Below are 14,678 nucleotides of genomic sequence, written 5' to 3'. Positions count from 1 at the left end.
CCGGAATCTACGTCTGGCTGTCGCCCTCATCCGGATCATCGGAGTCCGGCTCGTCGGTGGTCGAGTCGTCATCGTCGGCGCTGCCACCCTGGCCCTGATCGCCCGGCTCGGACTCGGACTTGGCCAGCATCAGCGCGCTGTGCCCCACCTGACCGCTGGACGCCTGGGTGTCGTGATCCTCGCACTCGGCCCAGGCCGTCGCGGTGCCGAGGGACAGCATCACCATCACTTTCAATAGCAGCAAAATCCGTAGCAACCTGCTTTTCATAGCCGAGTCCATCCTGTTCCAGGTGAGAAATTCATGCTGACCTGACGCTGATTGAAATCTAGTTCCGATCCGCCGGGTTCACCAGATAGGACGTTGTGGAGCGGCTGGAAATGCCGTGGCTGTAGAGACTGGTTGGAAATAACGCCTATACCCAATCCATCTAATGTGGAAGGTCTGCTGTGGGAGCGAGCCTGCTCGCGATGGCGATTGATGAGCCCGTCCAACTTCGGTTGACCATCCGCTATCGCGAGCGGGCTCGCTCCCCACAGGTATTTTCCGGCAATAAAAAACCCCGCAGCTTTCGCGACGGGGTTTTGGGTGCAGCCAATCAGCGCTTAGTGGTGCTCACGGGTCGCACGGAATTTCACGTCCGGCCAGCGCTCTTCCATCAGGGCCAGGTTGACCCGCGTCGGCGCGAGGTAGGTCAGGTGACCGCCGCCGTCCAGTGCCAGGTTTTCCACGGCCTTGTTGGAGAATTCCTCGAGCTTCTTCTTGTCGCTGCATTCGATCCAGCGCGCGGAGTACACGGTGATCGGCTCGTAGGAGCACTCGACCTTGTATTCCTCTTTCAGGCGGCTGGCGACCACATCGAACTGCAGCACACCGACGGCGCCGAGGATGATGTCGTTGCTGCGCTCCGGGAAGAACACCTGGGTTGCGCCTTCTTCGGCCAACTGCTGCAGGCCCTGACGCAGTTGCTTGGATTTCAGCGGGTCGCGCAGGCGTACGCGACGGAACAGTTCCGGGGCGAAGTGCGGGATACCGGTGAAGCCCAGGGTTTCGCCTTCGCTGAAGGTGTCGCCGATCTGGATCGTGCCATGGTTGTGCAGACCGATGATGTCGCCGGCATACGCCTCTTCCAACTGTTCACGCTCGGAGGAGAAGAACGTCAGGGCGTCGCCGATGCGCACGTCCTTGCCGGTACGCACGTGACGCATTTTCATGCCTTTCTCGTACTTGCCGGAGCAGATACGCATGAAGGCGATACGGTCGCGATGTTTCGGGTCCATGTTCGCCTGGATCTTGAAGATGAAGCCCGAGAACTTCTCTTCCACCGGCTCCACGGTGCGCTCATTGGCCACGCGCGGCAGCGGACGTGGGGCCCAGTCGACCACAGCGTCGAGCACATGGTCGACCCCGAAGTTGCCCAATGCAGTACCGAAGAACACCGGGGTCAGTTGACCGTCGAGGAACTCCTGCTGGTTGAACTCGTGGCAGGCGCCCTGCACCAGTTCCAGCTGTTCGAGGAAACGCTCGTACTCGTCGCCCAGATGCGCGCGTGCTTCGTCGGAATCGAGCTTCTCGATGATCTTGGTTTCGGTGCGTTCGTGACCGTGACCGGCGGTGTAGACGATGATGTAGTCGTCGGCCAGGTGGTACACGCCCTTGAAGTCGCGGTAGCAACCGATCGGCCAGGTGATCGGCGCAGCCTTGATCTTCAGGACGGCTTCGATTTCGTCGAGCAGTTCGATCGGGTCGCGGATGTCACGGTCGAGTTTGTTGATGAAGCTGACGATCGGCGTGTCACGCAGACGGCAGACGTCCATCAGCGCGATGGTACGTGGCTCTACACCTTTACCGCCGTCGAGAACCATCAATGCCGAGTCCACCGCGGTCAGGGTGCGGTAGGTGTCTTCGGAGAAGTCTTCGTGGCCCGGGGTGTCGAGCAGGTTGATCATGTGTTCGCGATACGGGAACTGCATGACCGACGTGGTGATCGAGATACCCCGCTGCTTTTCCATCTCCATCCAGTCGGATGTCGCGTGGCGGTCGGATTTACGGGATTTCACCGTACCGGCCACGGCAATCGCCTTGCCCATCAGCAAGAGCTTTTCGGTGATGGTGGTTTTACCGGCATCGGGGTGGGAAATAATGGCGAAAGTGCGGCGTTTCGCGACTTCGGCGGCCTGTCTGGTCATGGGAAATCGCCTGGCGGTGATTCAAAAAAGGGCGGCGATTATAGCCCAACTCGATTCAATAACCGAACCGTTGAGCACATTAAGGGTGGCCAAATGCTGCCTCGGATGGGAACCTTTTAAAGCACGGAGACGTCCATCCCCTGTTACGACAATTCGTCAGGGGCTGAAAAATCAGCAAGTTAGCCTGACGAGGCTGCGCTCATGGCTCGCTTTCAGACCGCTTTTGCCGGGCTGAAAAAAAGCTGCTTCTCGCGAACGACTCTCCCGGCAGCCAAGGCTTGGCAGGTGGCCGGGGTGGTCAATTTTGTTGGCTCAAATTTGGATGCCAGCAGTTCATAGCCAAGGCGCTGTGACGAGTCATAGCTCGCTATGGCGAGGAACAGCAACGCAGGATATGAACTTCTGGCGCCGAAGTTGGGCTAACAAAATTGACCACCCCGGCCACTGAACACGGGACTGCGTTCGCCGACTAAAAAAAGGAGTCCGCCTGTGGCTATCCGCTATGGCAAAGGGCTGATGGGAGGTGCGGTGGTGATCGCGCTCCTGGCCCTGCTGGTCCACTGGATCGGCATCAACACGATCGAACACTACCGCGACGATTTGTTGTTTTACCTGCAAGCTCATCTGATTCTCGTCCTCGCCTCAATGCTGGCCGCCCTTGTCGTGGGACTCCCCGCCGGTATTTTCCTGAGCCGCCCGACCATGGTCGGCCGCGCCGAACGCTTCATGCAGATCTTCAACATCGGCAACACCGTGCCGCCGCTGGCCGTGCTGGCGATTGCCCTGGGGATTCTCGGCATCGGCAGCGGTCCGGCGATCTTCGCCCTGTTCCTCGCCTCGCTGTTGCCGATTGTGCGCAACACCTACGAAGGCCTGAAAAACGTCCAGGGCTCGCTGAAAGAGGCCGCCGTCGGCATCGGCATGACCCCGCGCCAGGTGCTGTGGAAAGTCGAGTTGCCCAACGCCGTGCCGATCATCGTCGGCGGTGTGCGAGTGGCTTTGGCGATCAACGTTGGCACCGCGCCGCTGGCCTTCCTGATCGGCGCCAACAGCCTCGGCAGCCTGATCTTCCCCGGCATCGCCCTGAACAATCAGCCGCAACTGCTGCTCGGCGCCGCGTGCACCGCGCTGCTGGCCCTGCTGCTCGATGGCGTGGTCACCCTCGCCAGCCGTCTCTGGCTGGAACGCGGTTTGCGCCCGTCTTGAGGCTTTGCGAAGGAATATTTATGAAAAGACTTAGTTTGATTCTGGGCTGCGTGCTGCTCTTCGCAGGGATCGCCCAAGCCGCCGACAAACCGGTGATTCGCCTCGGCGCCCGAGTATTTACCGAGCAGACCCTGCTCGCGGAAATCACCGCGCAATACCTGCGCAGCAAAGGCTACGACGCGCAGATCACCGGTGGCCTGGGCAGTAACCTGGCCCGCAGCGCCCACGAAACCGGACAACTGGACATGCTCTGGGAGTACACCGGCGTGTCGCTGGTGGCCTACAACCATGTCACCGAGAAACTCGACAGCGCACAGTCCTACGCCCGGGTGAAAGAACTCGACGCGAAAAAAGGCCTGGTCTGGCTGACACCGTCGAAATTCAGCAACACCTACGCCCTCGCCCTGCCGAAGACCGTGGCCGAGGAATATCCGCAGATCCACACCATCAGCCAGTTGAACGAAGTGCTGCGCGCTGAAGCCAAAACTAATCATCTGGTGGCGCTGGACACCGAGTTCGCCAACCGCTCCGACGGTCTGGACGGCATGGTCAAGCTCTACGACATGAACCTGACCCGCAAGAACATCCGGCAGATGGACGCGGGGCTGGTCTACACCGCGCTGCGTAACGGTCAGGTGTTTGCCGGTCTGGTCTACACCACCGACGGTCGCCTCAACGCCTTCGGCCTGAAGCTTTTGGAAGACGACAAGCATTACTTCCCGGACTACACCGCTGCGCCGGTCGTGCGTCAGGCCTACCTCGACGCCCACCCGCAACTGGCGGAGCAACTCAAGCCGCTGGCCGAGCTGTTCGACGACGAAACCATGCGCCAGCTCAACGCGCGGGTCGATGTCGATCACGAGAGCCCGTCGAAAGTCGCTGCCGACTTCCTGCGCCAGCATCCACTGAACTAAAGGAGGAAAAGCCATGGAATTCCTGAACGCCTTTTCCCACCTCGACTGGCAGCAGGTGATGCACCTGACCTGGCAGCACATCACCCTGGTCGGCATTGCCGTCAGCCTGGCAATCCTCATCGGCGTGCCGCTGGGCATCCTGATGACGCGTTTCCCAAGCCTCGCCGGCCCCTTGCAGGCCAGCGCCACGGTGCTGCTGACCGTGCCGTCGATTGCCCTGTTCGGCCTGCTGCTGCCGTTCTACTCGAAATTCGGCCAGGGCCTCGGCCCGATGCCGGCGATCACCGCCGTGTTCCTTTATTCACTGCTGCCGATCATGCGCAACACCTACCTCGCCCTGACCGGCGTCGAGCCGGGCATTCGCGAAGCCGCTCGCGGCATCGGCATGACCTTCGGCCAACGCTTGCGCATGGTCGAGTTGCCGATCGCCGTGCCGGTGATCCTCGCCGGCGTACGCACCGCCGTGGTGATGAACATCGGCGTGATGACCATCGCCGCGACTATCGGCGCCGGCGGCCTCGGTGTGCTGATCCTCGCTTCCATCAGCCGCAGTGACATGTCGATGCTCATCGTCGGCGCGCTGCTGGTCAGTCTTCTGGCGATCTTCGCCGACCTCATTTTGCAGTGGCTGCAACGTTCGCTGACTCCAAAAGGACTCCTCAAATGATCGAACTTCAAAACCTCAGCAAGACCTTCCAAAGCAACGGCAAAGATGTGAAAGCCGTGGACTCGGTAAGCCTGACCGTCAATGAAGGCGAAATCTGTGTGTTCCTCGGGCCATCGGGTTGCGGCAAAAGCACCACGCTGAAAATGATCAACCGCCTGATCAAACCGACCTCGGGCAAGATCCTGATCAACGGCGAAGACACCACCGACCTCGACGAAGTGACCCTGCGCCGCAACATCGGCTACGTGATCCAGCAGATCGGTCTGTTCCCGAACATGACCATCGAAGAGAACATCGTCGTCGTGCCAAAACTGCTCGGCTGGGACAAACAGAAATGCCACGACCGCGCCCGCGAACTGATGAGCATGATCAAGCTTGAACCCAAGCAGTATCTGCATCGCTACCCCCGCGAACTGTCCGGCGGCCAGCAGCAACGGATCGGCGTGATCCGTGCGCTGGCGGCGGATGCACCGCTGCTGCTGATGGACGAACCGTTCGGCGCGGTGGACCCGATCAACCGCGAGATGATCCAGAACGAGTTCTTCGAGATGCAACGCGCACTGAACAAGACCGTGATCATGGTCAGCCATGACATCGACGAAGCGATCAAGCTCGGCGACAAGATCGCGATCTTCCGCGCCGGCAAGCTGTTGCAGATCGACCATCCGGACACCCTGCTCGCCCACCCGGCGGATGATTTCGTCAGCAACTTCGTCGGTCAGGACAGCACCCTCAAACGCCTGCTGCTGGTAAAGGCCGAAGATGCGGCGGACAACGCGCCGTCGGTCAGCCCGGAAACCCCGGTGGCCGACGCGCTGGAGTTGATGGACGAACATGACCGTCGCTATGTCGTCGTCACTGACGCTGAGAACAAGGCGCTGGGGTATGTGCGCCGTCGTGACCTGCACCGTCAGACCGGCACCTGTGCGCAGTTCCTGCGCGAGTTCAACGCCACGGCTGCCTACGACGAGCATTTGCGCATCCTGTTGTCGCGCATGTACGAGTTCAATCGCTCATGGCTGCCGGTGATGGATGCCGAGCGTGTGTTCCTCGGCGAGGTTACGCAAGAGTCGATTGCGGCGTACCTGAGTTCCGGTCGATCGCGCGGAATGAAGACCAATATTGTGTCGCCAGCCGAGGCGGTGGCCTGATCAAACGCAAAAGGGCTGCTCGACAGCCCTTTTTTTCGACCACCGGAACCTGAGAGCCGTGATTTTTTTGCCGACGATTAGCCGGCAAGAAATATCAACACGCCAGAGGCCTCAACCCGGCCGACGATGTCAGCGTTAACCCGCAACTTCCCCCTCACCTCCCCTTCTCGCCGCCAACGTCGCCGATGTTGAAGTGATCGTACTTATCTGAGACTTGGCACACATCACCGTCGAACGTGCAGGTATTTTTAACACCTGAAAATTATTGCGGAACATCTGCTCGTCATCTCGGTCGGGTACAAAGAGTGATATCCGCGACGTACGTCAGAAGCGTGCAAAAACGCGACATTTTTAGTTGATCTCAGGCCCCTCACGCCCTAAAGTTCGCGCCGAACGTCCATGCTGGAAACGATCCATCCGGCTCAAGTACTGACGACGAGACAGCAAGGCCAAGGGAAAGAAAGCTTCATTTCCCATGGCCTTTTTGCTTTCGGCGACATGCCTTGGGAAGTAGGCGAACCAAAGTGGGGATACGGAGGACGTTCATTTGCACCCATTGATTAACTTTGTTTGCCAGTAGGAGAGTTCCCAGCATGTCGATCCAGGTCGAAGACTATTTCGCGCGCGAAACCTTTCAGAAAATGAAGGCGTTCGCCGACAAACAGGAAACCCCGTTCGTAGTGATCGACACCGCGATGATCGCCCAGGCCTACGATGACCTGCGCGCCGGTTTCGAATTCGCCAAGGTCTACTACGCGGTCAAGGCCAACCCGGCCGTCGAGATCATCGACCTGCTCAAAGAGAAAGGTTCGAGCTTCGACATCGCCTCGATCTATGAGCTGGACAAAGTGCTGAGCCGTGGCGTCAGCGCGGACCAGATCAGCTACGGCAACACCATCAAGAAGTCCAAAGACATTCGCTACTTCTATGAGAAGGGCGTGCGCCTGTTCGCCACCGACTCGGAAGCCGACCTGCGCAACATCGCCAAGGCCGCACCGGGCGCCAAAGTCTATGTGCGCATCCTGACCGAAGGCTCGACCACCGCCGACTGGCCGCTGTCGCGCAAATTCGGCTGCCAGACCGACATGGCCATGGACCTGCTGATCCTCGCCCGCGACCTGGGCCTGGTGCCATACGGCATCTCCTTCCACGTCGGTTCGCAACAGCGTGACATCAGCGTCTGGGACGCCGCCATCGCCAAGGTCAAAGTGATCTTCGAGCGCCTGAAAGAAGAAGACGGCATCCACCTGAAGCTGATCAACATGGGCGGTGGCTTCCCGGCCAACTACATCACCCGCACCAATAGCCTGGAAACCTACGCCGAAGAAATCATCCGCTTCCTCAAGGAAGACTTCGGTGATGACCTGCCGGAAATCATTCTGGAGCCGGGCCGTTCGCTGATCGCCAACGCTGGCATCCTGGTCAGCGAAGTGGTGCTGGTCGCGCGTAAATCCCGTACCGCCGTCGAGCGTTGGGTGTACACCGATGTGGGCAAATTCTCCGGCCTGATCGAAACCATGGACGAAGCGATCAAGTTCCCGATCTGGACCGAGAAGAAAGGCGAGATGGAAGAAGTCGTGATCGCCGGCCCGACCTGCGACAGCGCCGACATCATGTACGAGAACTACAAGTACGGTCTGCCGCTGAACCTGGCGATCGGTGATCGCCTGTACTGGCTGTCGACCGGTGCGTACACCACCAGTTACAGCGCGGTAGAGTTCAACGGCTTCCCGCCGCTGAAATCGTTCTACGTGTAAGCGATGCTGGCGTAATGCAAAAAGCCCATGACATGTCATGGGCTTTTTTGTGGCTGCGATTCAGGTGTTCTGTAACTCGGCGCAACGGCGAGCGTAGGCCTGCGCCAGTGCCTGGATTCGCGGATCGGTTGCGCTCGCCAGCGTCTGGCTGGCCACGCGCAGAAAATTCAGGTTGCCGCCGGCCAGCGCTTTCTCCAGCCAGACCAACGCCTCATCAACGCGCCCCTCAGCCGCCAACACCGCCGCGTAGCTGAACTGCCCACGAAAATCCCCGCCTTCGGCCGAACGTCGATACCAGTCACGGGCCGCTGCCGGATTCGCCGGGCACACTTGCCCCTCTTCCAGATAACGCCCGAGCAGGTTCATCGACTTGGCATGCCCTGACTCTGCCGCGCGCTGATACAGCGCCATGGCCTGAAGATGATCGACCGCAACACCGCGCCCGGTTGCCAGCAGGTTGGCCAGGTTATACATCGCCCAATCCAGCCCGGCATCCGCTGCAACGCGATATTGCTGGGCGGCAATCGCTGCGTCCGCCACGCACCCCCAACCGTGCTCATGGCAGCGGCCGAGCATATTGCGCGCCATCAGATGACCTTGCCCTGCGGCGATTTCAAACCAGCGCAAGGCCAGCGGCTGATCCTGAGCAATCCCGTGACCATCGAGCAGGATCTGCCCAAGCAGCGCCTGCGCTTCCAGCACGCCCTCACCCGCCGCGATCAGAATCGCCTGAGCCGCGCGGGCAGGGCTTTCTTCGAGCATGGCCGTGAGGCGTTCGCCGTCGAGGACTTCCTCGCGGCGCAAACGAAAGTCCGCCACTTACACCTCGACCCAGCGACGCAGCAGGTTGTGATAGGTGCCGGTGAGGCGGATCAGCGAAGGGTGATCGGGCATGTCCTGGGTAAGCTGCTGGATCGCACCGTCCATCTCGAACAGCAACGCGCGTTGGCTGTCCTCGCGCACCAGGCTTTGAGTCCAGAAGAACGAGGCATAACGCGCGCCGCGAGTGACTGCATTGACCTTGTGCAGGCTGGTGCCGGGGTACAGCACCATGTCGCCGGCGGGCAGTTTCACCCGTTGGGTGCCGAAGGTGTCCTGGATTTCCAGCTCGCCGCCGTCGTAGTCCTCGGGTTCGCTGAAGAACAGCGTGGCCGACAGATCAGTGCGTACCCGTTCGATGCTGCCCTTGGGCTGGCGTACGGCATTGTCGATGTGAAAATCGAAACTGCCACCCGCCGTGTAGCAGTTGAGTAACGGCGGGAACACTTTGTGCGGCAGCGCGGCCGACATGAACAGCGGGTTTTTCCACAGGCGTTCAAGCATCGCGGCGCCGATTTCCTTGGCCAGCGGATGGCCTTCCGGAAGCTGCAGATTGTGCTTGGCCTTGGCCGATTGATAGCCGGCGGTGATCTTGCCATCGGCCCAGTCCGCCTGTTCCAGCGCCTCGCGAATGCGCTGCACTTCGTCTTTCTCGAACAGTGCGGGAATGTGCAGGAGCATGGCGACGTCACCAGATGGCAAAAGGATGCCAATGGTATTGATTCTTATTGACTGTGTAAAACCCGCTAGACGAATGAACTGGTAAAAACCGTAAGGTTAAATTGTAAAGAATGTAAATTTGTCGCGAATAGTAATGTTTCGCAATTGATACGAATACCTGTTTACCCTATATTCCGCCGCCTCAAATCCTTGGGGAGGGGAATAAAAATGGCACGTCAACCAGCACAAGTACCGGTCAGTTCACCACGTCTGCTCGCTTCCGCCATCGGCGTGGCGATCACCGCCGGCTCCGCAGGCCACATGGTGTTCGCCGCCGAAAAAACCGACAGCAAAGCCACCGGCAATGCCATCGCCCTGGACGCCACCGCCATCACCGGCGAAGCCCAGGACTCGACCTCCTACCAGGTCGAGAAAGCCTCCTCGCCCAAGTACACCGCGCCGCTGGTCGACACGCCGCGCTCAGTCACCGTTATCCCGCAACAAGTGCTGAAAGACACCGGCGCCCTGAACATGCAGGACGCGCTGCGCACCGTGCCGGGCATCACTTTCGGTGCCGGTGAAGGCGGCAACCCGCAGGGCGACCGTCCGTTCATCCGTGGTTTCGACGCCCAGGGCGACACCTACCTCGACGGCGTGCGCGATACCGGCTCCCAGAGCCGCGAAATCTTCGCCGTGGAAAACATCGAAGTCAGCAAGGGCCCGAACTCCGCCATCGGCGGTCGTGGTGCGGCGGGCGGCAGCATCAACCTGGTGAGCAAGAAAGCCCATTTGGGCAACTCGTTCGACGGTGGCTTCACCTGGGGCTCCGACCAGACCCAGCGCTACACGATGGATGGCAACTACCAGTTCAGCGACACCGCTGCCGGCCGTCTGAACCTGATGAGCCACGAGAGCAACGTCGCCGGTCGCGACAAGGTCGACTACGACCGTTGGGGCATCGCGCCGTCCCTGGCCTTCGGCCTGGGCACCGACACTCGCGTCAACCTCGATTATTACCATCTCGAAAGCAACGACACGCCGGATTCGGGCATCCCTTACACCATTCCGGCCGGTGGCTCGGCGGCGCGCACCAAGTCCAACCCGGACAAGCCGTACGCCGGCGGCGATCACAGCAATTTCTACGGTCTGGACCGCGACTTCCGCAAGGGCCGCACCGACACCGCGACCTTCGCCATCGAGCATGACCTGAGCGACTCGCTGACGATCAAGAACACCCTGCGTCACGGCACCAGCATGCAGGATTACATCCTGACCCAGCCGGACGACAGCAAGGGCAACGTCAACAACGGCAGCGTCTGGCGTCGTGCGAACACTCGTGTGAGCAATACCGAGACCACCACCAACCAGACCGATCTGTTCGGCAACTTCTACGTTGCCGGCTTCAAGAACAGCTTCTCCACCGGTGTCGAGTACACCCGTGAGGAAAGCAGCAAATCCTCGTACAACGTCAACACCGACACCACGCCGCGCACCTCGGCCGTGACCACCAACTGCAATCCGGCTCTGATCGGCGCTGCCAGCGGCTACAACTGCACCTCGCTGTCGAACCCGAACCCGAACGATCCATGGAACGGCGCAATCTCGCGCAACTACGCCGGCACCGACACCCAGTCCGATACCTACGCGCTGTATGCGTTCGACACCCTGGAGCTGTCCGAGCAATGGCTGGTGAACATGGGCCTGCGTTACGACCACTTCGAAACCGGCTACAAGACTTACAACAACGCTGGCCGCACCACCTCCAAGGGTGCTGACACCAGCGAGTTCGTCACCGGCCAGTTCGGCGTCGTCTACAAACCGGCAGAGAACGGCAGCATCTATGCGTCCTACGCCACCTCCGCCACACCGCCGGGCAACACTCTGGGTGAAGGTCAGGAAGGCAACCCGCTGGGCGGCACGCCAGATCGCAACGGCAACCTGCTCAAGAGCGACATGGAGCCGGAAACCACTAAGAACTACGAAATCGGTACCAAGTGGGATCTGCTGAACGATCGCCTGTCGCTGACCGCCGACATCTTCCGCACCGAGAAAGAAAACGCGCGTGTCCAGGTCGATACCACCTCGTACGAGAACGCCGGCAAGACCCGCGTTCAAGGTATCGAGCTGTCCGCCAGCGGCAAGATCACCGACAAGTGGCAAGTGTTCGCCGGTTACGCCTACATGGACAGCGAACAGGTGGACGGTGGTGACCTGCCGGCCAACAAGGCCAACAACGGTAACGAGTTGCCCAACACGCCGAAGAACAGCGCCAGCCTGTGGACCACTTACCAGGTCACGCCGAAGCTGACCATCGGTGGCGGTGCGTTCTATGTGGATGACGTATTCGGCAACGTGGCCAACACCACCATGGTCGATTCCTACGTTCGCTACGACGCGATGGCGGCGTACAAGCTGAGCAAAAACGTCGACCTGCAACTGAACGTGCAGAACCTGACCAACGAGACCTACTACGACAAGGCCTTCTCGACCCACTTCGCCAATCAGGCGGCGGGCCGTACGGCATTGCTGAGCACCAACTTCCACTTCTGATCGAAGAGGGAAGTACCGAGCCCCGTTCATTCATTTGAGCGGGGCTTTTGTGCGTAATAAAGAACGTTTCTCGATAAGCCACGGCATAATGCACGCCGTGAACACAACCTCCGAACGGACAAGGCAAGCAACGTGTTGAAGAAAACCCTGTTCCAGTTGCACTGGTTTTTTGGCATCACTGCCGGGCTGGTGCTGGCCCTGATGGGCATCACCGGCGCTGCCTATTCGTTTCAGGACGAAATTCTCAAAGCCCTCAACCCTTCGGTGTTGCAGGTCGAGAAGCAGGTCGCCGGCGTGCTGCCGCCCGCCGATCTGGTGGCGCACATCGAAGCGGCCTCGGGCAAGAAAGTCTCGATGCTCTCGGTCGAACCCGAAAGCGGCAGCGCCGGCCGCGTCTGGTTCACCCCGCCCAAAGGCGAGCGCCGGGGCGAGATGCGCTACTTCGATCCCTACACCGCCGAGTTCAAAGGCGAGGCCACCGGCCAGGACTTCTTCGGCCTGATGCTGCAACTGCACCGATTCCTCGCCATGGGCGATACCGGTCGCAACATCACCGGCGCCTGCACCCTGATGTTGGTGTTCTTCTGCCTGTCCGGCCTGTACCTGCGCTGGCCACGACAGTGGAACAGCTGGCGTGTCTGGCTGACCCTCGACTGGAAGAAAAAGGGCCGCAGCTTCAACTGGGATCTGCACTCGGTGTTCGGCACCTGGTGCATGTTGGTGTATCTGCTGCTGGCACTGACCGGACTGTCCTGGTCCTACGAGTGGTACAACAAGGGCCTGACCCGACTGCTTTCCGATGCACCGCAAAACGAGCGCGTGCGCGGCGGTCGTGGCCCGGCCCCTGAAGGTCCGGCGCCGACTGCCGATTACGCCGCCATGTGGCTCAGCATCTACAGCACCGCCGGCCCGGGCCTCGCCGCCTATAACATCCGCATGCCGCCAGTGGCCGGCCAACCGGCGACCGTGTTCTACCTGCTCGACAGCTCGCCCCATGACCGCGCGCTGAACCAGATCACCCTCGACCCGGCCACCGGCGTGGTCAAGCGCGTCGACCGCTACGCCGACAAAAGCGTCAAGGCGCAATTGCTGACCAGCATTTACGCGCTGCACGTCGGCAGCTATTTCGGTCTGGTCGGGCGAATCATCGTCACCGTCGCGGCCGTCTTGATGCCGCTGTTCTTCATCACCGGCTGGCTGTTGTACCTGGATCGCCGGCGCAAGAAAAAGCAGATCAAGGATGCCCGCAAAGGTCTCGACCAACCGGCCGGCGATACACCGGCGTGGCTGATCGGTTTCGCCAGCCAGAGCGGTTTTGCCGAGCAACTGGCGTGGCAGACCGCCGGGCAATTGCAGGCCGCCGGATTGCCGGTGAAGGTGCAGCCGCTGGCGAATGTCAGCGAGCAGGATCTGCGCGAATCGAACAACGCGCTGTTCGTGGTCAGTACCTTCGGCGACGGCGAAGCGCCGGACAGCGCGCGCGGTTTCGAACGCAAAGTGCTGAACAACGCCTCGACCCTCGACAGCCTCAACTACGCCGTACTCGGCCTCGGCGATCGGCAGTATCAACACTTCTGCGGTTTTGCCCGACGCTTGCATCAATGGCTCGGCGAACACGGCGGCAAGACCCTGTTCGCCCCGGTCGAAGTCGACAGCGGCGACCCTTACGCCCTGCGTCACTGGCAGACCCAGCTCGGCCTGCTCACCGGGCAAGCACCGGTCGACACCTGGCAGGCACCGAGCTACGAGAACTGGACACTGGTGCGCCGCGAGCTGATGAACCCGGACAGCGCCGGCGCACCGGTCTATCTGCTGGGTCTGACCGCACCGACCTCCCGCAGCTGGCTGGCCGGCGATCTGGTGGAAGTGCTGCCGCGCAATTGCCCGTGGGCAATCGAGCATTTCCTCGACGGCCTCGGCATCCGTGGCGAAACCAGCGTCAAGGTCAACGGCCTGCAAGAGTCGCTGGAAGTGGCCCTCGCCAGCCGCCAATTGCCCGAGCACCGCGCCCATCTGGTGGGCCTGCACGCTCAGGCGCTGGTCGATGCGATGGTGCCGTTGGCGATGCGCGAATACTCGATCGCCTCGATTGCCGCCGATGGCGTACTGGAGCTGATCGTGCGTCAGGAACAGCATGCCGATGGCAGCCTCGGCATCGGCTCCGGCTGGCTGACCGAGCATGCGCAGATCGGCGGCAGCATCAGCCTGCGGGTCCGCCGCAACAGCGGTTTCCACCTGCCGAACGCTCCGGTGCCGATGATCCTGCTGGGCAACGGCACCGGCCTCGCCGGGCTACGCAGCTTGCTCAAGGCGCGGATCGCCGACAACCAACAGCGTCACTGGCTGCTGTTTGGCGAGCGCAATCGCGAGCACGATTTCCTCTGTCGCGCGGAGCTGGAAGAGTGGTTGATCAATGGCGATCTGGAACGCCTCGATCTGGCGTTCTCGCGAGATCAGGCCGAGAAGATTTACGTGCAGGATCGCCTGCGCGAATCGGCCGGCGAGCTGAAGAAATGGCTGGCGGACGGTGCAGTGATCTACATCTGCGGCAGCCTTCAAGGCATGGCTTCGGGGGTGGATCAGGTGCTCAATGAAGTACTGGGCGCCGCCGAAGTCGAACGCCTGATCGAACAGGGTCGTTATCGTCGCGACGTTTACTAACACCACGCTCTCTGTAGGAGCGAGCCTGCTCGCGATATCGGTTTTACATTCAACACATTAGTTGTCTGTGACACCGTCATCGCGAGCAGGCTCGCTCCCACCGTGT

11 protein-coding genes are annotated in these 14,678 nt (G+C 60.7%); 7 read left to right on the top strand and 4 right to left on the bottom strand.

The genetic code is table 11. The features are described from left to right. Positions 1-7 precede the first annotated feature (7 nt). Both PDR5_RS04115 and PDR5_RS04110 read right to left on the bottom strand, forming a co-directional pair. Positions 8-268, bottom strand: coding sequence for a hypothetical protein (locus PDR5_RS04115; RefSeq protein WP_064593354.1), 261 nt, complete (start codon positions 266-268; stop codon positions 8-10). A gap of 335 nt (positions 269-603) precedes the next feature. Continuing rightward, the gene (locus tag PDR5_RS04110; protein WP_011332431.1) at positions 604-2,187 is read right to left on the bottom strand and encodes a peptide chain release factor 3; all 1,584 of its coding nucleotides are present in this window, start codon (positions 2,185-2,187) and stop codon (positions 604-606) included. Positions 2,188-2,703: 516 nt separating this feature from the next. Here PDR5_RS04110 and PDR5_RS04105 point away from each other — a divergent pair. The 5 genes from PDR5_RS04105 to PDR5_RS04085 all read left to right on the top strand — a co-directional run bounded on the left by PDR5_RS04105 (position 2,704) and on the right by PDR5_RS04085 (position 7,882). Next, on the top strand, positions 2,704-3,393 hold the full coding sequence (locus PDR5_RS04105) for an ABC transporter permease (RefSeq protein WP_172829515.1): 690 nt from the start codon (positions 2,704-2,706) through the stop codon (positions 3,391-3,393). A gap of 20 nt (positions 3,394-3,413) precedes the next feature. Then, positions 3,414-4,307, top strand: coding sequence for a glycine betaine ABC transporter substrate-binding protein (locus PDR5_RS04100; protein ID WP_064593352.1), 894 nt, complete (start codon positions 3,414-3,416; stop codon positions 4,305-4,307). 13 nt (positions 4,308-4,320) lie between these two features. Continuing rightward, entirely contained in the window at positions 4,321-4,974 is a 654-nt protein-coding gene (locus PDR5_RS04095) for an ABC transporter permease (RefSeq protein WP_007953690.1), read from the top strand. Then, a complete protein-coding gene (locus tag PDR5_RS04090) occupies positions 4,971-6,125 on the top strand; it encodes an osmoprotectant ABC transporter ATP-binding protein OsmV (RefSeq protein WP_039769215.1) in 1,155 nt (384 codons plus the stop codon). Before PDR5_RS04095 ends, PDR5_RS04090 begins: the two co-directional genes overlap by 4 nt. A 593-nt stretch (positions 6,126-6,718) precedes the next feature. Beyond that, entirely contained in the window at positions 6,719-7,882 is a 1,164-nt protein-coding gene (locus tag PDR5_RS04085; protein ID WP_007953693.1) for a type III PLP-dependent enzyme, read from the top strand. Positions 7,883-7,942: 60 nt separating this feature from the next. Here PDR5_RS04085 and PDR5_RS04080 read toward each other — a convergent pair whose 3' ends face one another. Both PDR5_RS04080 and PDR5_RS04075 read right to left on the bottom strand, forming a co-directional pair. Next, positions 7,943-8,701: a tetratricopeptide repeat protein gene (locus tag PDR5_RS04080; protein WP_237233795.1), complete on the bottom strand. Its 759-nt coding sequence runs from the start codon at positions 8,699-8,701 to the stop codon at positions 7,943-7,945. Further along, on the bottom strand, positions 8,702-9,382 hold the full coding sequence (locus PDR5_RS04075; RefSeq protein WP_039769208.1) for a Fe2+-dependent dioxygenase: 681 nt from the start codon (positions 9,380-9,382) through the stop codon (positions 8,702-8,704). Between the two features lie 207 nt (positions 9,383-9,589). Between PDR5_RS04075 and PDR5_RS04070 the strand changes: the two genes are divergently transcribed. After that, positions 9,590-11,911, top strand: coding sequence for a TonB-dependent receptor (locus PDR5_RS04070; protein WP_064593351.1), 2,322 nt, complete (start codon positions 9,590-9,592; stop codon positions 11,909-11,911). 132 nt (positions 11,912-12,043) lie between these two features. Continuing rightward, entirely contained in the window at positions 12,044-14,572 is a 2,529-nt protein-coding gene (locus PDR5_RS04065; RefSeq protein WP_064593350.1) for a PepSY domain-containing protein, read from the top strand. Positions 14,573-14,678 lie beyond the last annotated feature (106 nt).

Origin of the sequence: Pseudomonas sp. DR 5-09 (assembly GCF_001655595.1) — a bacterium.
In the GTDB taxonomy this organism is placed as follows: Bacteria; Pseudomonadota; Gammaproteobacteria; order Pseudomonadales; family Pseudomonadaceae; genus Aquipseudomonas; species Aquipseudomonas pharyngis.
Note: the sequence above shows the minus strand (reverse complement) of the source record. Positions and strands in the feature narration are given on the sequence as shown.